26 protein-coding genes and 1 pseudogene are annotated in these 26,115 nt (G+C 53.8%); 8 read left to right on the forward strand and 19 right to left on the reverse strand.

Annotated elements, in window-relative coordinates:
* Window position 1: 1 nt before the first annotated feature.
* The 4 genes from AC3WTM_RS15335 to AC3WTM_RS15350 all read right to left on the reverse strand — a co-directional run bounded on the left by AC3WTM_RS15335 (window position 2) and on the right by AC3WTM_RS15350 (window position 6,325).
* Complete coding sequence (locus AC3WTM_RS15335; RefSeq protein ID WP_020797670.1) at window positions 2-3,151, reverse strand: efflux RND transporter permease subunit; 3,150 nt, start codon at window positions 3,149-3,151, stop codon at window positions 2-4.
* Window positions 3,148-4,632 carry an efflux RND transporter periplasmic adaptor subunit gene (locus AC3WTM_RS15340; protein ID WP_020797671.1) on the reverse strand — a complete coding sequence of 495 codons (1,485 nt, stop codon included), beginning with the start codon at window positions 4,630-4,632 and terminating at the stop codon, window positions 3,148-3,150. Before AC3WTM_RS15340 ends, AC3WTM_RS15335 begins: the two co-directional genes overlap by 4 nt.
* On the reverse strand, window positions 4,629-5,885 hold the full coding sequence (locus AC3WTM_RS15345) for a TolC family protein (protein WP_020797672.1): 1,257 nt from the start codon (window positions 5,883-5,885) through the stop codon (window positions 4,629-4,631). The genes AC3WTM_RS15340 and AC3WTM_RS15345 overlap by 4 nt, the downstream gene beginning before the upstream one ends.
* A gap of 98 nt (window positions 5,886-5,983) precedes the next feature.
* Window positions 5,984-6,325, reverse strand: a complete 342-nt coding sequence (locus AC3WTM_RS15350; RefSeq protein WP_020797673.1) for a hypothetical protein — start codon at window positions 6,323-6,325, stop codon at window positions 5,984-5,986.
* A gap of 195 nt (window positions 6,326-6,520) precedes the next feature.
* Here AC3WTM_RS15350 and AC3WTM_RS15355 point away from each other — a divergent pair, with 195 nt between their 5' ends.
* Complete coding sequence (locus tag AC3WTM_RS15355) at window positions 6,521-6,712, forward strand: MbcA/ParS/Xre antitoxin family protein (protein ID WP_020797674.1); 192 nt, start codon at window positions 6,521-6,523, stop codon at window positions 6,710-6,712.
* Between the two features lie 111 nt (window positions 6,713-6,823).
* On the opposite strand, the gene AC3WTM_RS15360 is transcribed toward AC3WTM_RS15355, so the two are convergent.
* Window positions 6,824-7,189: a histone-like nucleoid-structuring protein, MvaT/MvaU family gene (locus tag AC3WTM_RS15360; protein WP_020797675.1), complete on the reverse strand. Its 366-nt coding sequence runs from the start codon at window positions 7,187-7,189 to the stop codon at window positions 6,824-6,826.
* 269 nt (window positions 7,190-7,458) lie between these two features.
* Window positions 7,459-8,061 (reverse strand): hypothetical protein, encoded by a 603-nt coding sequence (locus AC3WTM_RS15365; protein ID WP_042955385.1) that lies wholly within the window; start codon window positions 8,059-8,061, stop codon window positions 7,459-7,461.
* Window positions 8,062-8,360: 299 nt separating this feature from the next.
* Here AC3WTM_RS15365 and AC3WTM_RS15370 point away from each other — a divergent pair, with 299 nt between their 5' ends.
* Window positions 8,361-8,522 carry a type II toxin-antitoxin system CcdA family antitoxin gene (locus tag AC3WTM_RS15370; protein ID WP_020797677.1) on the forward strand — a complete coding sequence of 54 codons (162 nt, stop codon included), beginning with the start codon at window positions 8,361-8,363 and terminating at the stop codon, window positions 8,520-8,522.
* 358 nt (window positions 8,523-8,880) lie between these two features.
* Here AC3WTM_RS15370 and AC3WTM_RS15375 read toward each other — a convergent pair whose 3' ends face one another.
* The 7 genes from AC3WTM_RS15375 to AC3WTM_RS15405 form a co-directional block, all read right to left on the reverse strand.
* Window positions 8,881-9,354, reverse strand: a complete 474-nt coding sequence (locus tag AC3WTM_RS15375) for a hypothetical protein (protein WP_042955386.1) — start codon at window positions 9,352-9,354, stop codon at window positions 8,881-8,883.
* Between the two features lie 45 nt (window positions 9,355-9,399).
* The gene (locus AC3WTM_RS15380) at window positions 9,400-10,680 is read right to left on the reverse strand and encodes a DUF5623 domain-containing protein (RefSeq protein WP_102669260.1); all 1,281 of its coding nucleotides are present in this window, start codon (window positions 10,678-10,680) and stop codon (window positions 9,400-9,402) included.
* Between the two features lie 511 nt (window positions 10,681-11,191).
* Complete coding sequence (locus tag AC3WTM_RS15385; RefSeq protein ID WP_042955387.1) at window positions 11,192-11,692, reverse strand: KilA-N domain-containing protein; 501 nt, start codon at window positions 11,690-11,692, stop codon at window positions 11,192-11,194.
* A gap of 251 nt (window positions 11,693-11,943) precedes the next feature.
* Window positions 11,944-12,933 (reverse strand): hypothetical protein, encoded by a 990-nt coding sequence (locus AC3WTM_RS15390; protein ID WP_042955388.1) that lies wholly within the window; start codon window positions 12,931-12,933, stop codon window positions 11,944-11,946.
* A 161-nt stretch (window positions 12,934-13,094) separates the two neighbouring features.
* Window positions 13,095-13,430, reverse strand: a complete 336-nt coding sequence (locus AC3WTM_RS15395) for a ubiquitination-like system serine protease family protein (RefSeq protein ID WP_081648157.1) — start codon at window positions 13,428-13,430, stop codon at window positions 13,095-13,097.
* Window positions 13,430-14,800, reverse strand: coding sequence for a ThiF family adenylyltransferase (locus AC3WTM_RS15400; RefSeq protein ID WP_256586011.1), 1,371 nt, complete (start codon window positions 14,798-14,800; stop codon window positions 13,430-13,432). Before AC3WTM_RS15400 ends, AC3WTM_RS15395 begins: the two co-directional genes overlap by 1 nt.
* A gap of 20 nt (window positions 14,801-14,820) precedes the next feature.
* Window positions 14,821-15,906: a multiubiquitin domain-containing protein gene (locus AC3WTM_RS15405; protein ID WP_020797681.1), complete on the reverse strand. Its 1,086-nt coding sequence runs from the start codon at window positions 15,904-15,906 to the stop codon at window positions 14,821-14,823.
* A gap of 502 nt (window positions 15,907-16,408) precedes the next feature.
* Here AC3WTM_RS15405 and AC3WTM_RS15410 point away from each other — a divergent pair.
* The 3 genes from AC3WTM_RS15410 (at window position 16,409) to AC3WTM_RS15420 (ending at window position 18,705) form a co-directional block, all read left to right on the forward strand.
* Window positions 16,409-16,729 (forward strand): helix-turn-helix domain-containing protein, encoded by a 321-nt coding sequence (locus AC3WTM_RS15410; RefSeq protein WP_042955404.1) that lies wholly within the window; start codon window positions 16,409-16,411, stop codon window positions 16,727-16,729.
* Between the two features lie 2 nt (window positions 16,730-16,731).
* On the forward strand, window positions 16,732-17,616 hold the full coding sequence (locus AC3WTM_RS15415) for an ImmA/IrrE family metallo-endopeptidase (RefSeq protein WP_052024688.1): 885 nt from the start codon (window positions 16,732-16,734) through the stop codon (window positions 17,614-17,616).
* A 441-nt stretch (window positions 17,617-18,057) separates the two neighbouring features.
* On the forward strand, window positions 18,058-18,705 hold the full coding sequence (locus AC3WTM_RS15420) for a hypothetical protein (RefSeq protein ID WP_020797684.1): 648 nt from the start codon (window positions 18,058-18,060) through the stop codon (window positions 18,703-18,705).
* Window positions 18,706-18,752: 47 nt separating this feature from the next.
* Here AC3WTM_RS15420 and AC3WTM_RS15425 read toward each other — a convergent pair whose 3' ends face one another.
* On the reverse strand, window positions 18,753-19,454 hold the full coding sequence (locus tag AC3WTM_RS15425) for an RES family NAD+ phosphorylase (protein WP_042955389.1): 702 nt from the start codon (window positions 19,452-19,454) through the stop codon (window positions 18,753-18,755).
* Window positions 19,455-20,025: 571 nt separating this feature from the next.
* On the opposite strand from AC3WTM_RS15425, the gene AC3WTM_RS15430 reads away from it, so the two are divergent.
* A complete protein-coding gene (locus tag AC3WTM_RS15430) occupies window positions 20,026-20,202 on the forward strand; it encodes a type II toxin-antitoxin system CcdA family antitoxin (RefSeq protein ID WP_256228289.1) in 177 nt (58 codons plus the stop codon).
* 651 nt (window positions 20,203-20,853) lie between these two features.
* Here AC3WTM_RS15430 and AC3WTM_RS15435 read toward each other — a convergent pair.
* From AC3WTM_RS15435 to AC3WTM_RS15450, 4 genes are all read right to left on the reverse strand, one after another.
* Complete coding sequence (locus tag AC3WTM_RS15435) at window positions 20,854-21,210, reverse strand: hypothetical protein (RefSeq protein ID WP_020797686.1); 357 nt, start codon at window positions 21,208-21,210, stop codon at window positions 20,854-20,856.
* A 52-nt stretch (window positions 21,211-21,262) separates the two neighbouring features.
* Window positions 21,263-21,664, reverse strand: coding sequence for a DUF6957 family protein (locus AC3WTM_RS15440; protein WP_042955390.1), 402 nt, complete (start codon window positions 21,662-21,664; stop codon window positions 21,263-21,265).
* Window positions 21,665-21,772: 108 nt separating this feature from the next.
* Window positions 21,773-22,501, reverse strand: coding sequence for a metallophosphoesterase (locus AC3WTM_RS15445; protein WP_042955391.1), 729 nt, complete (start codon window positions 22,499-22,501; stop codon window positions 21,773-21,775).
* An 85-nt stretch (window positions 22,502-22,586) separates the two neighbouring features.
* Complete coding sequence (locus AC3WTM_RS15450) at window positions 22,587-22,967, reverse strand: hypothetical protein (protein WP_020797688.1); 381 nt, start codon at window positions 22,965-22,967, stop codon at window positions 22,587-22,589.
* A 229-nt stretch (window positions 22,968-23,196) separates the two neighbouring features.
* Here AC3WTM_RS15450 and AC3WTM_RS15455 point away from each other — a divergent pair, with 229 nt between their 5' ends.
* Window positions 23,197-23,676: a helix-turn-helix domain-containing protein gene (locus AC3WTM_RS15455; RefSeq protein ID WP_146023687.1), complete on the forward strand. Its 480-nt coding sequence runs from the start codon at window positions 23,197-23,199 to the stop codon at window positions 23,674-23,676.
* Window positions 23,677-23,744: 68 nt separating this feature from the next.
* Here AC3WTM_RS15455 and AC3WTM_RS15460 read toward each other — a convergent pair whose 3' ends face one another.
* Window positions 23,745-25,400 carry an NAD+ synthase gene (locus tag AC3WTM_RS15460; protein ID WP_042955392.1) on the reverse strand — a complete coding sequence of 552 codons (1,656 nt, stop codon included), beginning with the start codon at window positions 25,398-25,400 and terminating at the stop codon, window positions 23,745-23,747.
* 304 nt (window positions 25,401-25,704) lie between these two features.
* Between AC3WTM_RS15460 and nadE the strand changes: the two are divergent.
* A pseudogene (gene nadE / locus AC3WTM_RS15465) lies at window positions 25,705-26,013 on the forward strand (NAD(+) synthase); the annotation flags it as partial.
* Window positions 26,014-26,115: the final 102 nt, after the last annotated feature.

Raw genomic sequence — 26,115 nt, forward strand, 5'->3', positions numbered from 1 at the left:
CTTATCCTTGAGGGTTGAGGGGGGCAACTGAGAGGTGCCGACGACGCATCAGACGATAGGCTGCCGGAATGACGAACAGGGAAAGCAGGGGTGCCGTAACCATGCCGCCGACCATAGGCGCGGCAATGCGGCTCATCACTTCGCTGCCGGTACCGCTGCCCAATAGGATCGGCAACAGACCGGCAATGATGACGGCCACGGTCATGGCCTTGGGTCGAACGCGCTGCACAGCGCCTTCACGAATCGCTGCAACCAGCCCGCGCTCAGTGCTGTCGCCGAGGTCTTCACGTTCGGCCCAGGCGTTCTTCAGATAGAGCAGCATGATCACGCCGAACTCGGCAGAAACCCCGGCCAAGGCGATAAAGCCGACTCCGGTGGCGACCGACAGGTTGAATCCCAACAGATAGAGGAACCATGCTCCACCAGTCAGTGCGAATGGCAGCGTGGCCATGATCAGCAACGCCTCATCGAAGCGGGCGAAAGTCAGGTAGAGCAGCACTAAGATGATCAACAGCGTGGCCGGCACCACCAGTTTGAGGCGTGCGTTGGCCCTTTCGAGAAATTCGAACTGTCCTGAGTAGCTCAGGCTCATGCCGGGCTGCAACTTGACCTGTTCATTGACAACTTGGCGTAGATCGGCGACCACGGAAGCAATGTCCCGACCACGCACATCGATATACACCCAGCCTGAAGGCCGTGCATTCTCGCTCTTGAGCATCGGCGGCCCGTCCGTGACTTTGACCTTCGCCACTGTGCCGAGGGTGATCTGGCTACCTAGCGGGGTATAGATTGGCAATTGCTCCAAGGCACCGAGCGAGTCACGCCACTCCCGAGGGTAACGGACGTTGATCGGGAAACGTGCAAGACCTTCGATGGTCTCCCCGACGTTTTCACCGCCGATAGCGCCAGCCACGATGGACTGCACATCGGCGATATTCAGTCCGTAGCGCGCGGCCGCCTTGCGGTCGATATCCACGTCGATATAGCGGCCCCCGGTCAGTCGCTCGGCCAGAGCCGAACTGACACCCGGCACATCCTTGGCCACCCGCTCGACCGCCTGAGTCGCGGCGTCAATCTCCGTCAGGTTGGTGCCAGCAACCTTCACCCCGATGGGGCTCTTAATCCCCGTGGCCAGCATGTCGATTCGGTTGCGAATCGGCGGTATCCAAATATTCGTCAGCCCGGGAACCCGCACCACCCGATCCAGTTCTTCCACCAGTTTCTCCTGGGTCATGCCTGGGCGCCATTGCGCGTATGGCTTGAACTGAATGGTGGTTTCGAACATCTCCAGCGGCGCGGGGTCGGTGGCGGTTTCAGCGCGTCCCGCTTTACCGAAGACGTGTTCGACTTCGGGCACGGTTTTGATCAGGCGGTCGGTCTGTTGCAGCAGCTGCGCCGCTTTATGCACCGACAATCCCGGCAGAGCTGAGGGCATATAGAGCAGGTCGCCTTCGTCCAACGGGGGGAGAAACTCACCACCCAGGCGCGATATTGGCCATAGCGCACTGACAAAAACCAAGAGTGCCACCAGTAGCGTGATCTTTGGTCGACGCAAGACTACGTCCAGGGCAGGCTGATACATCCGAATCAACCACCGATTCAACGGGTTCTGTTGCTCACTGGGGATTCGCCCCCGAATCCAATAACCCATCAGCACTGGCACCAGGGTCACTGACAATCCCGCCGCTGCGGCCATCGCGTAGGTCTTGGTGAAAGCCAAAGGGCCGAACAGCCGTCCTTCCTGTGCTTCCAGCGTGAACACCGGAATGAACGACAAGGTGATGATCAACAGGCAGAAGAACAGTGCCGGGCCTACCTCTGCCGCTGCTTCGGTCATCACGTGCCAATGACGCTCACCCTGCAACTCCTCCCCAGGATTGGCTAGGTGCCAGACCTCAATCTTCTTGTGAGCGTTCTCGATCATCACCACGGCGGCATCAACCATGGCGCCGATGGCGATGGCAATCCCACCCAAGGACATGATGTTGGCGTTGAGTCCCTGGTAGCGCATGACGATGAAGGCAATCAACACACCAACCGGCAAGGAGATGATCGCCACCAGCGATGAGCGCAAGTGCCAGAGGAAGATCCCGCAAACCAATGCGACGACGATAAACTCTTCAATGAGCTTGTGGCTGAGATTTTCCACGGCGCGGTCAATCAGCTTACTGCGGTCGTAGGTGGTGACGATTTCCACACCTGCCGGCAAACTGCTTTTCAGTTCATCGAGCTTTGTCTTGACCGCCGCAATGGTTTCGCGAGCGTTCTTGCCGCTGCGCAAAATCACCACGCCGCCGACCGTCTCACCTTCGCCGTCGAGTTCGGAGATGCCCCGCCGCATTTCCGGCCCTAACTGAATCGTGGCGACATCACCAAGGGTTACTGGCACGCCACCCGCACCCAACTTCAGCGGGATCGCCCGAAAGTCATTGAGTGTATTTAAGTAGCCCGACGCACGCACGATGAACTCGGTCTCTGCCATCTCCAACACGGCACCACCGGTTTCCTGGTTGGCCTTACCAATAGCCTCGCTCACCTCGACTTGAGTGATACCGAGGTTAGCCAGTTTGAGCGGATCAAGCTGCACTTGGTACTGCTTGACCATGCCTCCCACCGTAGCCACTTCCGCAACGTTGGGCAAAGTCTTGAGTTCGAACTTGAGGAACCAGTCCTGGAGTGCGCGAAGCTGTGCCAGGTCGTGCCCCCCACTGCGATCTACCAGTGCATATTGATAGATCCAACCCACCCCTGTCGCATCCGGCCCCAACGCCGGCTTGGCACTGGCTGGTAACCGACTTTGTATTTGGCTTAGGTACTCCAACACCCGCGAACGGGCCCAGTACAAGTCAGTGCCCTCTTCGAACAACACGTAAACGAAGCTGTCACCAAAAAAGGAGTAACCACGTACCGTTCTGGCGCCCGGCACCGAGAGCATGGTGGTGGCTAACGGATATGTCACCTGGTTCTCGACAATCTGCGGCGCCTGGCCTGCGTAAGGTGTCCGGATGATCACCTGCACATCGGAGAGATCCGGCAGCGCGTCGATGGGCGTGCTCTGCACCGACCAAATGCCCCACGCCGTGACGAACAGTGTCGCCAGTATTACCAGGAATCGGTTGGCCACTGACCAACGAATCAGGGCCGCGATCATGGCTGCCCCCCCGATTTATCCAAACGCTCAACCCGCAAACCATCGTCGGTCTGGCTCACCGCGATCCGAACCTTGTCGCCCGTTTTGAGGCCCTGCATCAGCGCCGGATTGCCGAGCGGGAACGTCATCGTCATGCCAGGCATGCCCAGCGTCTTGAAAGGGCCATGGGCAAGCGTGACTTCTTTGTCGTTGATCTCCACGATCTGCCCATCCGCCTCATGAAAACTGGAGGCTGCTGCGCTGGGTGGTGACGCTTCCTCTGAGCTTGCAATAATGCCCTTAAGACTGGCCTCCGAGTCGAGCAGGAACTGTCCAGAAGTAACTACCTTCTGGCCTTCTTCCAGACCCTTCAGGATTGCCGTTCTGCCATCGTTTTCCTGCCCGATTTGTACCTCCACGGGACGGTAGCGTCCGGCGTCTTCGGCGAGCATCACCAGGGCACGTCGACCGGTACGAATGACGGCTTCGCTTGGCACCCACATCACACTTTGCTCGGTCGAACGATTCAGGCTCACCCCCGCTGTCATACCTGGTCTCAGGCGACCGTCCAGATTCGGGAGTTCCACCCGTACACGAATCGTGCGACTGTCCGGATTGGTCTCGGGCAAAATTGCGCTGACCTTGCCATTGAGTGTTGTCCCTGGAAAGGCAGGTAAGCGCGCTTCGACTGTCTGTCCTACGGTGATAGCTCCGGTTTCCGATTCTGGAATGGCCACGGCTAGCCAGATACTGCTCAAGCCATTCACACGTGCCAGAGTGTCGCCAATCGCCACGGTCATGCCGGCACGGACATTCAGTTCTTGCAACACACCACCAATGGGACTGGTGAGAGTCAGGTAAGGTTGAACCTTGCCGCTACGCCCTACCTGAGTAATCAGTGATGCCGGCATCCCCGTGAGCAGCAGTCGTTGGCGGGCCGCAGCTAACAGGTCAGCATCCCCGTTGCGCTTCAAGGCAAGAAATTCTGTCTGCGCAGCAGCCCACTCTGGCACCAGGATATCCGCCAACGCCGCGTTGGCCTTGAGCACATCGCCGGGAGCATGGGGGTAGACTCGCTCCACAAAGCCAGTGGTGCGTGCCTGAATCACGGCGACATCACGCTCGTTAAACGCCAGGATGCCTGTCACGTTGAGGCTGGAATGTAAGACACCACGGGTGACAGTCGCAAAACGCAGCCCAAGATTCTGAGTCAGACGCGGATCAATAGTGACAGTCGCCCGAACTCCTTCACCGCTGGCGTACTGGGGAACCAGCTGCATGTCCATGAAGGGGGATTTCCCCGGCTTATCGAATTTTTGCTGCGGGTACATGGGGTCGTACCAATACAGCGCCTTGCGTTCCGCCGCTGAATTGAGGGCCTGTTGCGGGGCGGTACTGGGGTCTCCGCTCATGCGCTGTTGAGCGAACCAGTACCCGCCGGCAACACCCAATGCGAGCGAGATGCCCACCAGCACTGCACCGTTCCATTTTTTGAGGCTCATTGGCTGGACTCCCCATAAGCAAAATACAGGCGCGCACTGGTCAGCGCTCGCTGTTCTTCCACTTCAACCTGTTTGAGTCGGGCTTCGATGAGCTCACGCCGCGCGGCAACCACGGCGTTTAAATCGCCCTTGCCTGCACGGTAACTGGCCATGGTGAGTTCAACCTTTTCCTTGGCCAACGGAAGCAAGCTTTCCTGGTTTCGGCGCACGGCACGATTGAGGCGCTCATAATCAGCTAGCTCGCTTTCCAGTTGCTGAGTGTGCTCGCGTGATAATACTTCTCGCTCAGCCTCAAGCCGGCTCAGTTCAGCCTGTTTGGCCGCGATTTTTGGGTTTTGGCGAGAGTCAGGAAACAGCGGTAAATCCCAGGAAAATTGCACGCTGACCATGTCGCCAAACTCACGGCCACGGTGCTGGTAGTCCACTTCCCAGCTCCAGTCCGACTGCTTCTCCGACACGGCTTCACGAACCTTGGCTTGCGCTTCGCGGGTCATCGGGGCAAACGCTGCCAACTCGGGATGGTGTTGCAATTTATGAGAATAACTTGAGGTGTCGACAGGCCATTCAGGCAAACGGCCCACGGGCTTCTCGTTAGCGGCATTGCCAATCCAGCGCTTGAGGGCCGCTCGTGCTTGCGTTCTCTGGAGGTTCAGATCGTCCTGTTGTTCTGCCAGTTGAGCTGCCTCTTGCTTGGGCGTCACCGCGTCAGCAGGTTGAGCGCGGCCACCGGCAATTTGGGCCCGGACTGTATCGGTTAGCAGACGATTTTCTTTGTAGAAGTCCTGGAACAGCGCATCTTTGCGCTCAACCGAGTAGCTACTGATCCACGCCAACGCTGTGGACTGGCGTACCTTCAGGCGTTCGACTAGACGTTCCGCAGAGACGCGATCAATAGCCGCATCGGCGACCTCGATGCGCGCCTTCCGCTTGTCACTATTGGGCATTTCCTGCCTGACCCCGACCATTTGCATGGTCATGAAGTCCTGGTCGATGCTCCAACGATCCGGGCCGCCAATAGGGTAGTTCTGCACGCCCACCAGGAGCTTGGGATCAGGTAATTCACCAGCAGGGATGGCTGCACTGCTGACAGCCTGAATTTTCGCGTCTTGTGCGGTCAGCGACGGCGCATTGTTTTCTGCCAGCCGCAACGCTTCATCGAGCGTCAATGCGGCAGCGAAACTCGGCAATGCCAGCACGCTTGCCGCTAGGCCGGTCACGAGAGACCAGCCTGCGCAAAAGCACTTGGAGTTCATGTTTACGATTCCTGTGATCATCCACTGCACGCGGTAAAGACGTGCGCACAGCTAGTCCATTCCGCTAATGCGGAATGAGGCTCAATGTGGGACTGGAATCAAACGCGAGGCGGTCGCCATACCCCGGAAGGGGTCTGTTCAGGTAGGGAGTCGCTGAAAAAGGAAAGCACTACGGGGCTGAATACGGTAAGCAGCGGCTTGAGGATCGAGACTTGCAACATGCCGCCCGTCTTGCACTCCTGGCCAAGCTTGCAAGGCTTGCCGTGTTCGGTAGGGCTTTTCATGTCGTTGCAGCAGTCCATCCCCATGTCGTCCATCATCGCCATGCCCATCGTCTTCATCGGGCAAGGCTCTGTCGGCGGCTGAACGCCCGCCATCCCGCTGAGGGGAAGCGCCAGGCTGATCAGAAAAATGAGGTAAAACCGCAGATAGCGTTTCATGGGCTGGAGTGTAGTCGTTGGAAATGGCTCTTACAATTGGACACGCGTCATCAATAACCTATCGTTAGGCTCCGACGTAGGCGATAACGCCGAATAGGAATTAAGCCAGCATTACGTGTAAAAAATAGACAATTAACTGTCACATTAGGTTATTTTGCAGCTTACTAGAAGATCGGTTTCACAGGAGCCCGATTGTTGGATCATGTTGATCTGATTCAGCTGCAAGCAGAGCAAGTCTTTGCAGACAAAGAGAAAGCGGCAGCTTGGCTGAACAAACCGAAAACCGCGTTGGGTGGGATGACGCCATTGCAGGTTTCAAATAGTGAGGCTGGGTACGTTGTCGTGAAAGAAGCGCTTGAGAGATTGAATCAAGGCTCTGTCGCTTGAACCCGGCAAGCTGATGCGATTCCAGACTCTCCTTTTCCAAGCGCCATGTTCGTCCCAACGCCAACAAAAAAAGGCCCTGTTTATGAGCCTTTGTTTGTACTCAAACCAAAATCAGTTGGTCAGCCAGGATTCCACGGTATCGGAACCGTACTGCGCTTTCCATTCCTTCAGCGTTTTGTGATTGCCACCTTTGGTTTCGACGACTTCGCCGGTGTGAGGATTTTTGTAGACCTTCACTTGACGAGGTTTGCGGGTGCCTGCTTTGGATTCGACGACTGGAGCGCGACGGCCAGCTTGAGGATCAAGCAGAGCGATCACTTTTGGCAGGCTGTAACTGTATTCGGCAAGCAAGGCGCGCAGCTTGGTCTCAAATTCGATTTCTTGCTTCAAGCCAGCATCACCCTTCAGGGCTTCCAAGGCCTGGATTTGCTCGGCAAGGTGTTTTTCGAGCTGGCGATATTCTGCAAGTTTAGACATGATAGATCTCTATGTAGTTAGTCACCTAACAATACACCAATATCAACAGTTCAATCAGGTGTTTTTGGCAGACTTCCGTTACTGCCTGCCGATGTAAAAGGACGCCTAGTCAACGATCTCATGCCCACGCGTCGTGCCGTAAAGCTTGTTAAAGCCCCATCGATCCCAAGTGATAGTCAGCAGCAAGTGCAAAGGTTCAAGGGGCCTACGCCCGCTTTGGGGCGAGGCCTGTTGTGTCGGGATGACGGAAGATACGCTCCCAACAAGTATCAGATCGCGCATACTCCTTTTGCACGCTCCTGATTAATCTGCGCTTTAGGCTTTGTTGCCAAAAAAACTGCAGTCCAAAGCTGTTCTGCCAGCCACTGTGCTTCGCTTCGCCTGAGACTCCAGCTAACCCAACCGAAACTCATTATGACGTATTGGCCGTCTAGTCTGATCTGAAATTCGTAGATAGGCTCTTCACCATCCCCAAATTCCACCATCGGCTCGGGATCGAGCAGGGCTCCTTCCATTAGGAAATTTCTACCAGTACTCACAACGTGGAGCAGATCAGATGTTTGGTGTGATCCAAACGGGTTATGGCGCAAAATGAGAGCAGTCCAATGATCATGAGCACTCTGGACTTTAGACTTATCCGGCTTTGAGTGATTGTGATCAAACGAGCTAATTACTGCGTTGATTAGACCAGTTGCGATCTCATAAACTTGCTGTGTGGTGAAGCTTGCTTTGAAGTCGCTTAGGGTTACACGTATGAGTCGAGACGGAGTGAGTTTGACAGTCGCACGATAATGCTCGTCTGTTTCCGGAAAAGTGAAAAACTCAGACGACTTGAAGGTGATGCGGGATTTCAGACGGTCGTTGTCGCTCATAGCACTCTCGAAAAATTGGCTTGCTAATTCCAATCGGCTCAACTCTTACGAACCTTTAACGGGTTCAAAAAATTTATTGAGCACGTCTGCCTGAGGGATGAGCCGAAATTGACCAGGGTCTCTTGAGATGGAACCAAAAACTGCCGCCAATGTGCCATTAGCAGAAGCGTCGCTTCTTCGCGTAAGCGGCTATCCGTGCGGGCTGGAATGTTCCACTCAGGAACAGCTCTATTAGCCGCCTTGAAATGAGGTGCCTGCTTAAGGGTAAGCTTGGGTATCGCGGTTGAGAGGACAAGACCATGCAAACCCAGGAAGAATCTCACACGGAGCAGGCTCTGGCCGAGGCCTTGAGGACGAAAAAGCGAGAACAATGGCTGGCAGAGAACAGCGAAGCCATGAATGCCTACAACGAGCATGTGGAAGCCCAGGGAGTATTCAGCGACAACGTATGGAGCTTCTGATGCCTATCTCTCACACCTGAGCGACGGATTGGTGAATGCCAGCCCACCCGCATCGCCCTTCTCATCTGTACGCCTCGAATCGCCCTCCCTCGCACATCCTTGGAGGAACAGCATAGGCGGACACTTCGTGTCCGTAGCAGCGACATTCTCACGGGATAGACTACAGCGCCGTCAACAACGCAAGTCCCAGCTGCGAGCCCTTTCCCGAACCGAGGCTAGGTGGACGAATCGAGCAAGAATCCCTCACCGGCCCAACTCCTTGTTCCCGCGCAAGCGGCTAGGCTAATGAAGGTAAGCCCGGCTGATCATTCCTTTCGTCAGCCAGCCTAGAGGGCTCACCTACTACGGTGAGCCTATCTCAATCTCGGACTGTCCGACGCCTCACCACCGTCCCTTTCAAAATTCTGTTATTAATTTTCTTTTTCCAAGAAATTTGATCAGGAGACAACTTTCGCTTATTCATGGTGCGTTTCAAGAACAAGTATTCGTTCTCACCGAACAGGTAACCCTTTTCCCAAGAGTACTCGATTAAATCTTCGTTTGCATTCGCGCTCGGATTAAGCGTAATTTTCCGCAATCCGGCAAACAGATTGCCCGTCTCGATTTGCAGGAAACGGTTGATACACACGTTGCCTACGTAAGTTTTGTTACCATTCCTAGAATTTATAATATAGCAGTGCTCTTTAATATCCTTCCCGCACGGACACTGATCAAACTCTTCACTAACCTCAACAGCGTGAAGTTTCCATTCAAGCCTAGCCCGATCGAACTCCGAGGCTACTGACAACTGCAATATGTGGGCCTTTAAACGCTCAAAATTATGACCTTCCACCCCTGGACTCCGAAATTAAAAACAACAAAAGCTCTTAGCCTGAGTTTACGACTTAGCGATATGCTGACGTGCCAAATCCAGCTTTCTGAAATGATCTCTCAAAGGTTTAGAGTCCAGATACGTGCCCGCCATGATCGAACGGAGACGATCCAGCGCTTCAAGCACCTCAATGCGGTTTTGGTAGCAAGGGATATCGTAGCCGCCATAGTAGGCATCTGGATCAAAGTCTGGATGGCGTTCACCCTTGTATTCGGCATCCATCCAGTTTTCCAGCTCAGCATGGAGCTCCGAGAGCTGCGTGCGGACAGTGAAAGGCATAGCTGTTGCGTACAAACGCTTAAGTATCCATCCCATTGCGTTATGGTCAGCGATGCTCATTTGCTGAGCTGGTCGCCAGTAGGAACCCCATCCTTCCTTGCGACGGTATTCGATCGCGTTTTTACTGGATCCGTACGTGGTACCAGGACGAGGCTTGCGCTTCTTCCCAGACTGCGCTCGTGCAGGGCTCACGAACTGGCTGCTGAAGTTTTCTGACTGAAAAGCCCAAGTACTAGCCTCACCTAAACTGAGGTGCTCCACCGTGGCGACGACACGGTTTATGAGATCGACGTCGTGCCCCAATAAATGCGGCGTCGCATAACCAGGGTTGTATAAACCTTCCCAGCCAGGCATTGCCAGCTTGAAGCCATTTTCGTTAGACCAGTCGTTGCGCCTAGCTTGATACTCAGGCGCAAGTACATGCCCATAGGGCTCATCAAGCATCAGCCATGCGCCGGTGTCGGCACACACCCAACGAGAGATATGATCTGAAGAAGGGAGTTCGCCTGCCCTCTCCATGGCTGACCACTGAACCTTCGTTGTTGCAGGCTGGAGCCGTGCAGCTTCCATGAATTGAAGAGAAAGAGCTGCACGAGTCAGCAACCCCTTTGCTTTCTCCAAGCTGTCGACAGTGCTCCTCATTTCGACATGATCCGACGACTCGACGAAGAACCCTTGTAGATTTTGAGCAAAGTGACATTGATGCTTGCCTAGGAAGTCTGTCAGCGGCCTCCGGAGTTTAATCCCAAGAACTTCAAGCCCAGTTGATCGTGGCTTTGTCGAAGAGTCACGCCAATACGCCGAGAGGTAAATGCTGTGCAGTGAAGGAGCACTCAGCCCGGCCTGCAGCACTCTGCGTGCGTGATGGTAGCTTTCGTAGCCGGACTGCTTTGCAGACAGATCCAAAGCAACAAGGTAGACGATTTCAGGGTTCAGGCCATTGATGCGCTTGGCCTTACGCTTGATACCGGAAAGGGTAGACGGACGAACGTCGGGAATGGTGCTCATGTTGGTTTCTCCGCCCCTAATGCAACGCCACCCGCCTACGCCGCCGCAGGGCCTCGAAATAACATGGCCTTGAGCATAAGAGAACCAACAGGTAGTGCCGTTTCCAGCTTTCAAAGACGGGTGTGATGCGCCTACCCTGCGCGGACATAAATCTAGCAAACCGGTTAACGAAAGCGCAAGCCCTCTCTACCTTGGTACCGGCGACCCTGTAGCAATGATGCGGCATTTCAATCTCTACCAAAAGGCTGGCTACCTTACAGAACCCAGCGATCCGGCACCTCGATGACGCCGGGATTCGAATAAGCCAGGGTTAGTACAAGTCCCGCCGTATTGGCCGCCTCTGAGCGCGGGATGTAGAAGCCCTCCGCTTCTGGAGGAGGCTTACGGCGCAACGTATCAGTGAGACCTCAGCCCGAAGCGCCAGGCGATCGGAAATAACCGCTGCAAGTCTCGATTTAGCTGACTCCAAAAACGACGAAGCCCGCACTAGGCGGGCTTTCGTTCGTCTTTTTCAGTTGGGATTATTAAGCCCCAATGTAAGCTGCAATTGATCCTTCAGATGGGCCACATGATATTCGAGCCCTCGTTTCTTCAAGCGCCATTCCATCAGCCCCCTTCCGTGCTTGCTCGCCTCATGCCGACTCTCATCCAACACCTTGCACGCTGCGTCGAAACGCTTTTTCACTGAAAAGGTGCCACGCAAAATTCTATCGATGGTCAAGTCGCACCAGCGAGAGAGCTTACGATCAATCTCCCTAACAAAATCGATCGCCACCTTCGGGTGCAGCCAAATGCCACCCGCTCGATCTCCACTGATCTGGATGAGCTCCTGAGGCCCTTCGGCACCTAGTGCAGTAGCAACATCAGCCAGATACTCCTGTGTCTCACGGGATCTCAACCAGCCGTCTACTGAAGCAGAATAAAGCTCCGCGACGTGGCTAGCATTCAACCAGCCGCTCGAGCTGAAAACGATGGTCTTATTTTGATAATCAATCTGGATCGAATTTTTCATATCAGGGCCTCCGCCCATTTTCTATAGACGTGCGTAAGTCTCACGAACGAGTGCTCGCGATTCTTCAGCCATTAGGCACGTAAATTAAGGGACACAAACTGCCGCTGGATGCGGCGATAGGAGAAAACCAAGACATAAAAAAACCGGCCAAAAAGCCGGTCTCTATGTCTTTATGATGCAATTACCACATCATAGGGTTTATATTGATTTAACTGTACATTTTGCGCAAGCCCCTCGTGAGACTATTTCTACTAAGAGGATTTGGTCATCCATCGGAGGCAGGAATGGCAGACGCGAAGGCTTGACCCCGCCGAGTCCTTAGTAAGCTCAGATTGGTCTCTGGTTGTGGGGCGGCGACAGGTTCTGCAGCTCATTGTCCTGCCTCGACTTGAGCGAGTGACGAGATTGCCAGGCTCGCAGTTGAGGTAATTGCCATCTTGCATGACCACCTTTTTACCTGGAGTGCGGCCTCCCTCAGCAATCAACTCAGCAAGGGGGAGATGACTACCGCCTGCCTCGCCTGCATAGCTGATCCTGATTCTGGCTCGACGACCTCTTTCAGCGAACAGGCTTTCCACGATCTGCTCAAGCCAGTGCTGATGAGAGCCTTCCGCCCCATATTCCCTGGCCAGGTTCTCTTTCTCCGAAGGCTTCAAGCTGCTGAACAGTGTTGCTGGTGATTGCGAGCGGATCGGCGTGAGGCCAGATAAGCTGATCTCGATGGTAATGCCGAGCCTATCTCGAGGGGTCTCTCCTCGAGGAAGCGCGAGCCACTGCTTAGGTTTCTTATACCCGTCGGAGCTCAGTTCTGATCTCCTGTCCAGGTAGATCCAGGTATCCTCGTAGGGGAAATACCCATACAGCATGAGCTCAAGCAAACGTGTCGTGGGAGGCGCCTTAAATTCGACGCCGTGGTATACCCCCCGCCGACTGAAATGATAGGCATGATGAAGTCGCAGCTTCGCCTCTGTCGGGGCTAGGAAATGGCTCGCGGGCGGGCATTTAAAAATCTCGTCCAAGTGGCCGATGAACTGGGCCTCTGCCTCAATGCAATCCAAACGATGGCCCTCCACCCCGAAAAGCTGCCACCACCGAACTGAGGCCTCATGCTCCATCCTTTCACGAATTTTGATCGCCAGCTCGCGATCTAAATACTCCTCCTCCTCAGCCGAGAGGCATCTTGCTTGTTTGGCCTTGGCACGTAGCCACGCCCAATTTCTTTCCCAATCACTGTAAGACACGAACACCTGACCTTAACGAGCATCTGAGCCGGTGATGCTGCTGGATTCCAACTCAGAACGAAAGATCCAAGAGGCAGATGTGAAGAAGCCCTCCTCTCCAGCGAGTCCTAGTCCTCGAATGTGCGAAACACTGACCCAAGCGCCAGCGCTCCGCTTCGTCTTCACACCCAAATGACCCTGCCCTCTCGCAGCCAGAAATGTGACTTACAGCCATTTTTTAGCCACACGGATGGATGCAGCGTTGGCCGCCCTAGGGGATCGGTACTGCATGTCCACCTTGGCGTCATATCCGGCGGCAGTGAAAGCTCAATCGTCCGACCACAACCACATGGACATTTGAACCCAACGCACCAGTCCTCCGCGCCATCCTTAACAAGAATTAGAGATCGAAAAGGCAGTTGGCTTGGCAGGACATCGCCTTGCACGACCTGCAATTTCCTAGCGGGGAGCAGGCCGTCTAACCAGCGGTAAACAGCTTTCTTTAAGGCCTTGAGCATCACACATCACCTGCCAAGTCAGCGATCCCGAGAAGCGGCTCAACGGCGCCGAGCGCAAGCCCTGGATCCGGGATCTTCGGAAAGTCATTTTCTGCGGTGAACTCCTGCTCTGCCTCTCTGAACTTGATTAACGTTCGCGCGTAGTTTCTGTTTGGCTCTTCACGCATCGGAAATGCTCTGGCCAAAAACTCCATCACACATGAGGATGCCGCTAGCATGTTCAGGGAAATCACAGCGGGAGCTTCCTCATGGAACCCTCGAATGTACCCATGCTGAATCTGCTGTTGATAGGCCTCAGGATTCGCAGCCAGAAGACTCTCGGCACGAAGCGATTCACCGGTGTAGACCTCACGATCAGCGAGAGATGATCCACCAGGCTGCACATAATCTATGCGGCCATAAACTCCCGCGATCATCACTCCCGATTCATCCTTCATCGTAGGAATGAGCACGCCAACATCAAAGAGCGGGATGAGAAAACGGCTAGCGATTCGATCAGCGATCATCCTGGCGTATCGCGTGTCCACACAGCAGAAGAGAATGTCCGCATCAGCTGCCGCTAATACTGCCTCGCGAGTCCCGATCGATTTTGCAATCGGGCGGGCCACTCCTTTACCCCGCACACGCTCGATGGAGCTCGCGAACATCTCCACCTTGGATGCAGAGTAGTTCGCGTCCTCCTGGGTGCTGTTCAAAATCCGATTGAGGTTTCTCTCCTCAACGCGGTCATGGTCAATCAAGATGATCTCGCCAAAGCCCAAACGGGTAACTTGCTCGGCCACAACTGAGCCAGTACCAGAGACCCCGATGACAGCCACGCTCAGCTTCGCCAACGCTTGGGTCATTTCAGAGGTGAATGCCATCGGCGCTCCAGATCTACCGTCCAGGACTACATGGTCTTCGACTTCGTCGAAATACAACCTTATGTCATCACCGATTACTGAGACCAGCCGTACATTGGTAGGGCATTGCGAATCATCGTACGTGCGAGCCACCACCCTGCCGTCCGGGATCATGACAGCTGAGCCATGGATCACTTCCACTCCAGCGTACAGCGATCGCATGGTGATCTGGTCGCTCTCATCATCCAGATCTGAGAAGCCCAAGAAACCGCCTGGATGAGAATGGACGAGCACGATTGAGGACTGAGTTTCCTCACTCTGAGCTATAGCAAGATCAAGGTACTCGCCAGGCCAATTCAAAAAATCCTTCTGCCTGACACACGCTCCATGGGGAACCGGGATCACAGATTTCGCGAGCAACTTGGTGCGCTCACCTTCGTGTCGCGTGCAGATGAGGATGGCCGCTGCCTCTAAACCGTCCCCCGGGAACAGATGCTCCCGGAGTGCGGAGTGCAGGGCTTCGGTCATTACGAGCGTCGCCCCAGCTTTCATTGACCAACCTCCTTGTGAAGGCAGCCTTCGACCAGAGCCAGTTGCGAAATGACGTTATCGGCATGCGGATTCCACGGAACAGTTGTCCGGTGGCGTGACCACCCCTGGAAGCCCAAACCGTCGATCTGAGCCGTCAGTTGCACGTTGGGAGGGAGCACACCTGTGGCCAGTGACACATGTGGGTACAAGTAGAAGCTATCCAACGGCTCGACCGGGTAACCTGCCAGGACTTGAATCGCCAGCTGAACATACTGGTGGTTGTAGCCCGCCGGCAGTTCATAGTTGTGGATCACCAAATAGCGCAGGCCATCTGTCCCGATGCAGGTTTCCCAGCACAAGCCAAGCTGGTCAAGGTACGCCGTGTCAGCTGGAAGCAAGTTGAAAACACGACGGGGCGCCGTTGCGACCTCACCGTTCCCAACATCCTTAGGAGTGAAGCGCAGCTTCTCAATGCCCGGAGCGCTGAGGTCAACGATCGCGTCCATGCTGGGCAGTTCGGAATGGTGCCCTGCAGCCGTGAGGGTAATCTTCCAATGCTGGGAGACATCCAGCCCAGCGCGCAAAGCGGCTTCACGAACAGTGACCTGTGGCTTGCCGAACTCCAAGGTACGACCTTGGATCTTGAGCTTCCAGATCGCCTCGCGAATGACAAAGCGCTCAATGCCCTCCTCACCCAGATTGATAACGTCAGCGTCTGCGATTTCGCGATCGACTTCTTCTTCCAGCTGCTGCACCAGGCGCATGTTCTCAGCAATCTGTGCCAGCTTCCGGACTGTGTGGCCATTGATGATCTTGCATGGCCATTCATAACGCTGGCCATCGACCGCGAAGAAGTAGGAGCGGTCAGATTCGACCACGATGAAGCGGCGCGACGTTGCCACCAAATCCACAAGCTCGTCCGGACGAATATCTTCGAATGCACCGGATGGAAGTGCCTGGAGAATCGTAGGCATCTGATCAGGGAGATAGCCACCGGCACGGGCAATCTGTGTACCGATCGGTGTCTCGTCGTTGATGGGAACCGGCTTGAATTCAAGATCCAATCCGGCGATGAAAATATGACTCTGAGTAATTTCGTTCATACGTATCTCCACACGCCTTTTCTCTGGCGTGAACAGGTGCCCCGACGGGCTTCGTGAGTGCGTCAGAGCAGCGAGTAGCCTTGACTACCCGATGGCGCATGAAGATACTGAATCTGTGCCTGCATTCTTCATGCACTCGCTGGGGCGCAATTGCAGTTGCGATTCCCAGCATCTCCGACTCGGTGAGCGGTCAATTTCTTTCTTCGCTAGTCCATCCTTGCCCCCTTAATTCCCCTTCCGTCGTAGCGTCTCCGCTCATCCGGACGTTAAGCCTATCCTCATTGTCATACGGCCAAGCTGACCAATGAGCACCTCAGCCTGCCTAAACGTAGAGCCCATTCCAACGATATTACAAAGCTCTACATTCCTTTTCACCGAACGCTGACATATCAGGCCACCGAACGACGACTTCACTGTGCGCCTGATCTAACCACCCTGTCAATAGGGTTTTTTTCGTTCGGTACAGTGGTACACTCACCGAACGACTTGGGAGGTGATTACGGTGGCATCAAGCCTTGGAATGAAAATCAGCGCCAGGAGGCGAGAGCTCGGCATTTCTCTGGAGCGCTTGGCGGAGCTAACAGACTCCAGCAAGAGCTACCTGTGGGAGCTCGAGAACCGAGACAAACCTAATCCGTCAATGGACAAGGTGAACAAGATTGCGCTCGCGTTGAATCTCGCGCCTGAAACACTGCTCGGAAGCGCTACAGAAACTTCTCAAGATGTGGAAACTGACAGCGCTTTCTTTAGGAAATATCAAGCGCTTGACGAAGGTGACAAGAAGCGCCTTCGAAAAATCGTGGACGATTGGTGGGAAGACTGACGATGCAAAAGAACCCGAAGAATGAAGCAAACAAAATCACGAAGGTTCTACGTACTGCTGGATTCGACCAGTTTCCAATCAAGGTTAGGGAGGTTGCGCTCGAGTACTCGAAAGCTGTGTGCCCTGAAGCACCTATTTCGGCTATCAAGCCGGTACCTATCCCTAGCTTTGAAGGCATGCTCAAAAAAAGCCCCAAGGGGGACAAATGGATCATTGGGGTCAACGAAAATGTGGCTTCATCGGGACGGATAAACTTCACGATCGCTCATGAGTTCGCTCACTACATACTTCATCGCGATCTGCAGCAGGATTTCCAATGCGCCCCCAAGGACATGCACACCTGGGATGCACTTGGGAAGAAAATTGAAGCAGAGGCAGACGTATTCGCCTCCTATCTCCTCATGCCCGCTGACGACTTCCGTAGCCAAGTGTCCGGTCATGAGCTTTCCATAGATTTGCTCAGGCATTGTGCGGATCGATATGACGTATCTCTCACCGCTGCAGCCCTCAAGTGGCGGGAGATTGCTCCTGGGCGGGTAGTCGTACTTGCCGCCAAGGATGGGTTCCTCGATTGGTCATCTTCGAATGATCGGGCATTCAAAAGCGGAGCCTACTTAGCCACCTCTAAGCAGCCCATCGAGGTGCCTGCGGCATCGGTGCTCACACGCTCTTTTCGTTCAGCATCGGGAGATAAGGCGCGAGTTGATGCGCGAGCTTGGTTCCCGAAAGAGCCCGAAGGGCTGGAAATCACAGAACACGCATTTGTGGTGGAAGGTGATGGGTACAACTACACCCTGGGAATCTTGACGCTGCCCGAGCGGGATCGCGAAGAGGATGACGAGGAAGATTTACTGGCCCCTCTTACGGGCATGCCTACATTTCGCTGAATGGTACCAGCTGAAGCGTGGGACGTACGATGACAAAGCACTGGCGAGTCGCAGTCTCCCGTAAAGCACCAATAAGATCTTACCCCAGCGGGTTTGCCCATGAGATAGCGCATAGCTGAAGCCATTCCCAGGTCGAAAATCCCGATGAACAAATCGCCACGGCGACAGACATCCCGGGATGTGTATCCCGCAGCAGCTCATGAGGCAGCGGAGCCATGCAGTTGCTGCCCTCAAGCCTCATCAGGTTCGGCATCTCAACCCCATCCTTACCCTTCCAAGAAGATCAGTCATCCCCCCCCAAACCACGTATGGTTACGTCGACTCGGGCGTGGTTTTCCCAGACGCTCGCGGCTCCGTCCGTCGCCTGACCAGCAATATGTTTGACGATTTTTTACAGTTATTGTTATAGTGAATCGTCAACCAAGAACACTGAGGTGCTTTATGGACTCGCACAGATCAATTCATGCAATAGTCGATACCCTGGCCGCTACCCTGGAAAAGGTTCCAGATGTAGCAGGTGGATCGGTGCGCGTGCTGAAGCTCCTAACCAATGTGTTCCAGCAGTGGTCTGAGGAAAAAACCAAGGAAAATCTCGGATCCTTGACTGATGCAGAGCTTCTCCAAAAGCTTGCAACCAGCGGATCTATTGCCGGGGCCCTGAGTACTCGGGAGACGCGAAAGCAAGCTCGACGCGTAGCCGCAAAGATTGAGTTCTTCGAACGACTCAAAGAGTTTGGCGGTGTACTGAAAAGTCAGGCTGTAGCGAGCGCCTTGGGTACGACGAGGCAAACCATTAATAACCACGTGAAGAAAGGTACTTTAATCGCGATCCAGGAAGGAAACGATTACCTCTACCCTGCATTCCAATTTGTGGGGGACGTGAAGTTGCCTCACCTCGAAGAAATTTTGGGTCTAATGAAAAAAAATGTCAGCGCTGAGGCTCAGTGTACATTTTTCCTAAACCCTATTGCCTTCGGTGATGGGCAGGTAGAGTTACCGTATGTAGTACTAAAAGGCGGAGCTAATGAGGAACAGTTGAGTGCGATCAAGCGTGAAGCTGCTCTTTTCATGAGCTCAACTCCTGCTTAAAAAACAGCGCACCCAAAGGTGGGGCGCTGTGTGAAGGGTAGCGGAGCTTAAGAGCCAAGCACCTTATAGCCGAGGATTTCGGTCATGATTTCCTCTGCATCAATGCTGTCTTCTTCAAAGCCTTCCGGAAGTTCTCCTTTGTACTCGAACTCCGAAAGCTTCGTCATCTTAACGGTCTTAACCGTTGTGGCCTCACCTGGTGCCGTCCACAGTGCATAACAACTGTGGCCGTCCGGGTGATGCCGTGACTCGTAAGCGATACCATCGAAAGGGTTGCCTGGCAACCTGGCCACCGCTGCCACAATTTCTTGCGTAAGCGTATAGTCAGGGCCGGTCACTTCGTCCACCGTCCGGTTCATTTTGGACAGACATAGCCTCAGATTCAGCAGCTTCAAATCTCGGGTCGTCTCAACTACACACATATCCCTTGTTTCGAGATCTGTGGCGTTGATTACGATACCCAGCCCTCTCGACTCCTTGGGCCGAAGCCTTCCGAACGTCTCGGCCAGCGCTCCGCTAGGGTGTTCAGCCCCATACCAGATCCCGATTTCTTTTTTGGGATCGTTAAACCTACCCAGTTCTTCAGGCTCTTGAGGGCATCCGTAGTACTCCGCATTCTCATGCCCGGAATCCTGAGCCCTGTAGGAAGTTGAGCCGCCCGGGAGCAGTTTTACGCTCAGCTTACCTCCAGAGTGCAGCTTTTGAACCAGTTGCTCGGTTTGTTTAATATCGTCGTCGCCTGTAGCCATTAATCACCTCGTTAAAGAAAAGTAGTGTCATAAGTTCACCATTCAAAGGTTTCTTACGAAAAGGACGCTGGAAACCCAGCGGCGTCGACACCCGCCGAGCGCACGCGAATTCTACCCTTCCATTTCAAGTAGTGGGCATTACTATTTGGCTGCCATCGCCCAGAGGGAAGTTGGCTTCCTATAGATGACTCTTCCCCTTCCGATAATGTTTTCTCGCTCCTCCCAACTACCACGTGATGATCTGGCGCGTGCATTTGCTTTCGGCTTACCCGCCAGTTCACGAGCTGTCTTCTCGATCACCACACTGAATTTCTTGCGCAACGTTCAGGGATTCGTTTTGGAAAGATCCCAGGCTGTCTTGCTACCCATCCCCTCCAGGCACTGCGGGCGATCACGCCCTACTCAGATCGTTGTTCGATAGCACCGCGATAGGTGTCTTGGCCAGGTCAGGTCGGAATACGCGCTCACACGCTGAACGTCACCACAGCCCAGATGACCAGTTCATCGCCCTCGAGGAAATAGCGCGACAGATAAGGGTAAGCCTGGGTATCGCGGCTGAGAGGACAAGACCATGCAAACTCAGGAAGAATCTCAATTGGGGCCGGCTTTAGCCGAGGTCTTGAGGACGAAACAGCGCGAACAATGGCTGACAGAGAACAGCGAAGCCGTAAATGCCCATAACGAAGACGTAGAAGCCCCTGGCGTTCAGCGACGACGTACGGAGCTTCTGATGTCTATCTCTCGCTAATTGGTTGTTTTTCGGCCTGCAACAACGAGCCTCAGATGAATATCCGGTGCTTCATCTCTCACCCGGTGGCGCGAGCCGAATAGCTTGCCGATACGAATATCGAGCGTTTCATCTTTCGGCTCTCCATCCCCGTTTGAGCCTTAAAACGCGGGCATCAGACGAATATCAGGAGTTTCATCTCCCACCGGCTGGAGCGGGATAAATCAGCTGACCGATACGAATATCGAGCGTTTCATCTCTCGACACTCCATCGCCGTTTGCGGCAGACAACGCGGGCCTGAGACGAATATCAGGAGTTTCATCTCCCATCTGAAGGCGCGGGCGAATAAGCTGGCGGATACGAATATCGAGAGCTCTGTCTCTCAACTCCAGGGTTGCTGAGGCACGCAACTCCGGGCCTCGGAGGAATATCAAGGTTTTCATCTCTCACCGGCTAGAGCGGGTCGGATTGCCTGGCTTAAACGAATATCGAGCGTTTCATCTCTCGGCTGTGTGGCTGTTGTCCAGCGCCGACGTGAGTTTCTACAGAAATTGCTGGCTGACTACGGATATTAAACGCAGCTACAGATTGAAAATGGCTTACAGCTGATGTGTCCGGTGCACCAGTATCAGCGTCCTGTTGCGCCACTGAAACGTTGCTGATTTAACCCCTCAACAACGCTCACCTGAGCGAAGCAATTCGCGAAAACTGCGCCGTCCAAAATCTCGCAGGAAGCTGCAGAGGACGTAGTTGCCGGTTTGAGATTCAAGAAGCCAGTAACGCCCCTCTTTCCATGCCCTCTGAATTTTTCCTGTACGAAGAAGGCCGCCATCTGCTGGGCGAAAAGCGTCACCTTGCCCAACATGATCGAAGGACACGCCCAGGCATGTGTCATCTGCGATGAAGGCGTCACTGACGAATGCAGTGACCGGCACCGAATACTTTCGGATGCTCGCTTGCCCGAGGCGGCAAAGCTGAAAGTCGGTCAACTCTTTGCTATGAAATTCGACTTCGATGATTTCAGACATCCCGAAAATACTCCAAAACGAATCCAGATGATTTGCCGGCGCGTTTCACTCGTCAGGCCGACATCGAAAAAGCTGCACCGACGGAGGCCTCTTTTCTCAGGCCCGCCCCCCAGAGGAGATACACGGTACTTTTGGTTTCAAACATGCAACCCTGGCTAAAAGACACGCCAAAGTTGCTGCGTACCCACATGCTGGGCTGAAATCGATTTCGACTATCGAAAACGACTTCGTGCGCATACATCGTTGCGGGAAGCAGACCGAGTCCGGTGAGCCTTTCTTTCTCACCCGAATTAACCGTAAGGTCGATCAAAATCCATTGCCGTACTACGCAAAATGGTTTCCCTGGGAACGCTTTTGCAGCCAACGCAATCAGCTCATCCTGGGTACCCTGCCAGCCAGCCATCACCTCCCCTGCGCCGTAAAGGAGCTGGGAAATTTCTTCCAATGTAACCATGTAAATTTCTCGAATTCGATTCAGGTGCAGCTGACACCGATAGTGGAGCCCGACGCCTACATGCAGTGAAACTCTGTCCGCGGAGTGTCATGACTGAACGACTGCATATCAAAGCTCGATCAAAAAATCCGGATCGAAACCAGTCTGTTGATTTGGATATCCGCGAGCATTGGAAACGACTCGGCATCCACACCTTAAGAAATCCGCTGCAATGTGTGTATGTCCGTAAACCCAAAGATCCGCCTTGCCCAGAAGCTCCGGCCAATCGTTGGCGTAGGCTGCGATCAGGTGTGCGGGAAGATCATCAGCCACGTGATCCAATGCCGGCGCATGGTGCGTAACTACAACGGTTTTGCCATCAAATGGTTTGCCCAGTTCCTGTGTGAGCCAAGCATAAGCTGCTTTAGATTTAGCGATCAGATCATCGGGACGAAGGCGTCGGTAACTCTCATCTGTTCTGATAACGGTGAAGTCGTTCATCCATTCCCAGGCGACGCGTTTCGCGGCAACGACATCTCCGGTCGAGGAGTAATCTGTCCAAGCTGTAGTGGCCAAAAACCTAGTTTGGTTCAGGATCAAAGCTTCGTTTTCCAGGACGTGGACATGAGGAGCTGCCGCCTCTTTCATTTTGCGAAGCGTGCGCCCGGTGTGGCCGCCGTAGTACTCATGATTTCCGCAGACGTAAATCACCGGGCAGTGGAATGTGTCGTTCGCCCATGAGACTCCACGCGATTTGATATCAATGTCGCCGGCCAGGATGACCACATCAGCATTGCTTGAGGCCGGCTCGAACCGAGCGAACTCGAGGTGCAGATCTGAGTAGACTTGAAGCTTCATTGCGTCGCCGTGTTGTTCAGTGTTGAGCACATTCCAGAATTGCTGAATGAGCAGTTTTCGTAACTGCAGCCAGCCTCGCCAGTCATCACCCTCTAGCGCTTGAGTAGATCTGCCCGCTTTTGGTAACAAACTCGTAGACAGGACTGGCTTCACTACCTTCCTTGATCCGGATCTCCGACAAGGGCTGCATAGAAAATCCCGACTGCTTCGTCATGGCGGGCGGCGCCATCAGCTGAATCTTGTTCACGCTCAACGTGTCGACCTGTCCTCCCCTACACAGGGAATCGACTTCATCGACGCTCGACACTAGACGTACCCAAGGCCCAAAGGAACCATCCACCAGCCCGCAACCTTCGACTACGAAGTAGTAACTGTCCGGATTGAGACTTGCTGATTTCCACAGCAAGCGAAGGCTGTCCTGAGCAAGAAACTGTCCCTGAAGTTTTGCCTGATTAGTGACCAACACGACTTACTTCCCGCCTATCTCTTACGGGCTCAATCGGTACTGACGAGCCCTGACAACAATGCATGTAAATTGACAACTCTGCGTCTGCCAGCGATTGTCCTGCTACACCACCTTCCACCTGCTGGAACGGATAGATACACCATATCATCGATTCACATTCGCATACTATATTTCATGGATGTGAATTTTGCGATATGGCCTTATCCTTCCCTTTGCGGGAAGACGCCTCATGCCATCGCGATACACTCTGGCAGCAGTACTCCGCACCGTTCGCGCCGCACGCGGCCTCTCCCAAGAGCAGCTCGGAAGCGCATTGGAAGCTCGCCATCTGCACAACGTAGAGCATGGTACGTCCAACGTGACCTTGAAGATGCTGGAAAGCATTAGCGAACGCTTGGACGTTGATGTTGTAGCTTTGCTAGCTGTCGCCTCCAGCTACGACCGACAAGAGACGCTTGAGGACTACATGTCCTATCTTCAGTCAGAAATTGAAAAGCTGCGTGATTTGCGAGTATTGGAAAACGTCCCAGCGAAGTTTGATAACGGAGAATTAGTTGCTGCGAAAGCGGGCAAGCCACCAATTGCTTCAGACAAAATTAAAGCCGTACTAAGCTTTAAAGCTGATGGACTGACTCAAAAAGAGATTTCAGTGAAATTGGGTATGCCGGTGTCCACGGTGCATAAGATTTGGCACAGTGGGAATAGTTGAATGCGATTTTAGGCTGGGCCTGTTAGTACCAGCCCCATTGCTGGAGCTGGCTATCTTATATCGACTATTTAATCGCCAATGCGCCACCCCGAGGTAATCGGGTAACGGCGATCCCTTCCAAAACCTCGCTCAGTTACTCGCGGGCCAACTGCAGCCTGGCGGCGCTTATACTCGTTAATATCAACGAGTCTAATTACCTTGCGCACCACTTCTTTGTCGAAACCGGCATCAATAATGGCGTCTGCTGAGTAGTCATGTTCAACGTACAATCGCAAGATTTCATCGAGGACAGGATATGGAGGAAGCGAATCTTCATCCTTCTGATCCGGCGCAAGTTCTGCTGACGGCGGTCGATCTATAACTCGCTGAGGAATGACATACCCAAGGGTGTTACGGTATTCACACAAGCGGAACACCAAGGTCTTAGGAACATCTTTCAAAACATCGAAGCCGCCCGCCATGTCGCCATAGAGGGTTGCATATCCGACTGCCATTTCGCTTTTGTTGCCAGTGGTTAAAACCAAGTAGCGTTTTTTATTGGAGATAGCCATGAGAATTACCCCACGACAACGGGCCTGCAGGTTTTCTTCGGTGGTGTCTTTGGGCAGCCCTTCGAAAGCGGGTGTAAGTGTACTTAGGAAAGCCTCAACCATCGGCTGAATCGGCATCACGCTGTACTTGACGTTAAGCAGTTCGGCCTCTTCCTTCGCGTCGTCCTGGCTCATCTTGGCCGTGTAGTGGTAAGGCATCATTACCGCTTCCACGTTTTCAGCTCCCAAGGCATCGACCGCCACGGCAAGCGTTAAGGCCGAGTCGATACCGCCAGATAGACCCAGTACAACGCCCTTAAAGCCGTTGCGCTGAACGTAATCACGCACACCAATAACCAATGCTTGGTAAACGCTCGCCTCTAAGCTCAGAAGTTCAGCCTTCCCTGCCTCAACTGGTACGAGGGAATTTTCTTTTATGGCAAAGTCAGCATGGAAGAGCCCTTCTTCAAAGGCCGGGGCTCGTTGAGTAACTTTTCCGTTTCCATCAACAACGAAGCTGTTGCCATCGAAGACCAGTTCGTCTTGACCGCCAACTTGGTTTACATAAATCATCGGAATCGAGCACTCATTTGCTCTCTGCGCAAGAAGCTCTTCGCGCTCCGCTTGTTTGCCGCGATGGAAAGGTGAGGCATTCAAAGTGAGCATGATTTGCGCACCTGCGGCACAGGCTTCATTCAAGGGTTCTGGGAACCAGATATCCTCGCAAATACCGAGAGCGATCTTCACCCCGAAGAGTTCAACAATGCATGGCCCCTTACCAGGCACGAAGTATCGTTTCTCATCGAATACGCGATAGTTCGGGAGTTTTTGCTTGTTGTAACGTCCGACTTCCAGTCCATCAGCAAAGATAGCGCAACTGTTGTAGCGATTACTTTGTAGTTCCTCGTGACCAGAACCACTCTCTACCCAAGGGAAGCCAACTACTATAGCTATACCCTGTGCGGCTTCACGAACTTCATTTAGAGCCTTTTCAATTCGGCGCTGCATACTAGTGCGCAGCAGAAGATCCTCTGGCGGATAACCGCACAAAGTAAGTTCAGGGAAAACGATGATCTGGGCATGGAGTTCGTCACGAGCTTTCTTCGCCGCTTCGATGATCATTTCAACATTGCCTTGAATATCCCCCACACGGATATTCAACTGGGCCATTACCACCCTCAAACTCTGCGCCATGGTTCCTCCTATGCCTTTGTGCGGTACCGCAAAATGTGGCTCTCTCGCCGCCTCATCATCAGATCGTTTTGCCTTGCCAGGCTCCAACGTGAAACTACAACAGGTAGAGCCACCTCTCGCGATTGTCGTTCATTATGCCTCATCCATTCCTCGAGCCTATGGCCTGAGTGGTAAGCGGGTGAGGAGGGATTGAAAAACTCTTACACTTTTTTCCAGCTGTGCAGTTTTCCTTTTTGCACAATACACAAGATAGGCTGTACGCTAGCATCTACAATTGTTTGGGCACTTTTTCGGGGGGTGGAATGTCTTGGGTTTCTTCACCAAGTTCGGTGACGGCGCCTGCGACCTGGCGCCACTGAGTGGTCTGGTGAAAAACCAGGTCCGCGCCATCGCCCGCAGCTTCGGCGCGCCGGAGTCGCTGGTGGAGAAAGTCCCGACCGCCGATCTGGAGGATCTGTCGCCCGGCAAACCGGACGAAGCGTCACACGGCGTGACCTATGCCGAGATCGATGCGTTCCTGCACGGCAACCCGGTACGTGAAGAGGCGTTCAAGATCATTGTTGATACCTACAACAAGACCTATCACAAGCGAGTGATGCCGTTTGCGCCTTGAGGCGTGAGTGAATGAGAAAGCCCGCTGGGGAGTGATCCTCAGCGGGCTTTTCTTTGGCCAAAACATGCGTTGATGCTTCTGGCCCCTTCGCGGGCAAGCCAC

It is taken from the genome of Pseudomonas sp. EU05-FHT14B02, from assembly GCF_058791055.1.

What these genes read in the sequence shown, in the direction of transcription:
- AC3WTM_RS15340 (WP_020797671.1), bottom strand. Translation starts at nt 4,632, where the DNA reads ATGAGCCTCAAAAAATGGAACGGTGCAGTGCTGGTGGGCATCTCGCTC.
- AC3WTM_RS15360 (WP_020797675.1), bottom strand. Translation starts at nt 7,189, where the DNA reads ATGTCTAAACTTGCAGAATATCGCCAGCTCGAAAAACACCTTGCCGAG.
- AC3WTM_RS15445 (WP_042955391.1), bottom strand. Translation starts at nt 22,501, where the DNA reads ATGAAGCTTCAAGTCTACTCAGATCTGCACCTCGAGTTCGCTCGGTTC.
- AC3WTM_RS15425 (WP_042955389.1), bottom strand. Translation starts at nt 19,454, where the DNA reads ATGGCTACAGGCGACGACGATATTAAACAAACCGAGCAACTGGTTCAA.
- AC3WTM_RS15365 (WP_042955385.1), bottom strand. Translation starts at nt 8,061, where the DNA reads ATGAGCGACAACGACCGTCTGAAATCCCGCATCACCTTCAAGTCGTCT.
- AC3WTM_RS15420 (WP_020797684.1), top strand. Translation starts at nt 18,058, where the DNA reads ATGGACTCGCACAGATCAATTCATGCAATAGTCGATACCCTGGCCGCT.
- AC3WTM_RS15415 (WP_052024688.1), top strand. Translation starts at nt 16,732, where the DNA reads ATGCAAAAGAACCCGAAGAATGAAGCAAACAAAATCACGAAGGTTCTA.
- AC3WTM_RS15455 (WP_146023687.1), top strand. Translation starts at nt 23,197, where the DNA reads ATGCCATCGCGATACACTCTGGCAGCAGTACTCCGCACCGTTCGCGCC.
- AC3WTM_RS15380 (WP_102669260.1), bottom strand. Translation starts at nt 10,680, where the DNA reads ATGAGCACCATTCCCGACGTTCGTCCGTCTACCCTTTCCGGTATCAAG.
- AC3WTM_RS15350 (WP_020797673.1), bottom strand. Translation starts at nt 6,325, where the DNA reads ATGAAACGCTATCTGCGGTTTTACCTCATTTTTCTGATCAGCCTGGCG.
- AC3WTM_RS15345 (WP_020797672.1), bottom strand. Translation starts at nt 5,885, where the DNA reads ATGAACTCCAAGTGCTTTTGCGCAGGCTGGTCTCTCGTGACCGGCCTA.
- AC3WTM_RS15335 (WP_020797670.1), bottom strand. Translation starts at nt 3,151, where the DNA reads ATGATCGCGGCCCTGATTCGTTGGTCAGTGGCCAACCGATTCCTGGTA.
- AC3WTM_RS15435 (WP_020797686.1), bottom strand. Translation starts at nt 21,210, where the DNA reads ATGTCTGAAATCATCGAAGTCGAATTTCATAGCAAAGAGTTGACCGAC.
- AC3WTM_RS15395 (WP_081648157.1), bottom strand. Translation starts at nt 13,430, where the DNA reads ATGCTCAAGGCCTTAAAGAAAGCTGTTTACCGCTGGTTAGACGGCCTG.
- AC3WTM_RS15370 (WP_020797677.1), top strand. Translation starts at nt 8,361, where the DNA reads ATGCAAACCCAGGAAGAATCTCACACGGAGCAGGCTCTGGCCGAGGCC.
- AC3WTM_RS15405 (WP_020797681.1), bottom strand. Translation starts at nt 15,906, where the DNA reads ATGAACGAAATTACTCAGAGTCATATTTTCATCGCCGGATTGGATCTT.
- AC3WTM_RS15440 (WP_042955390.1), bottom strand. Translation starts at nt 21,664, where the DNA reads ATGGTTACATTGGAAGAAATTTCCCAGCTCCTTTACGGCGCAGGGGAG.
- AC3WTM_RS15430 (WP_256228289.1), top strand. Translation starts at nt 20,026, where the DNA reads ATGCAAACTCAGGAAGAATCTCAATTGGGGCCGGCTTTAGCCGAGGTC.
- AC3WTM_RS15400 (WP_256586011.1), bottom strand. Translation starts at nt 14,800, where the DNA reads ATGACCGAAGCCCTGCACTCCGCACTCCGGGAGCATCTGTTCCCGGGG.
- AC3WTM_RS15460 (WP_042955392.1), bottom strand. Translation starts at nt 25,400, where the DNA reads ATGGCGCAGAGTTTGAGGGTGGTAATGGCCCAGTTGAATATCCGTGTG.
- AC3WTM_RS15385 (WP_042955387.1), bottom strand. Translation starts at nt 11,692, where the DNA reads ATGAAAAATTCGATCCAGATTGATTATCAAAATAAGACCATCGTTTTC.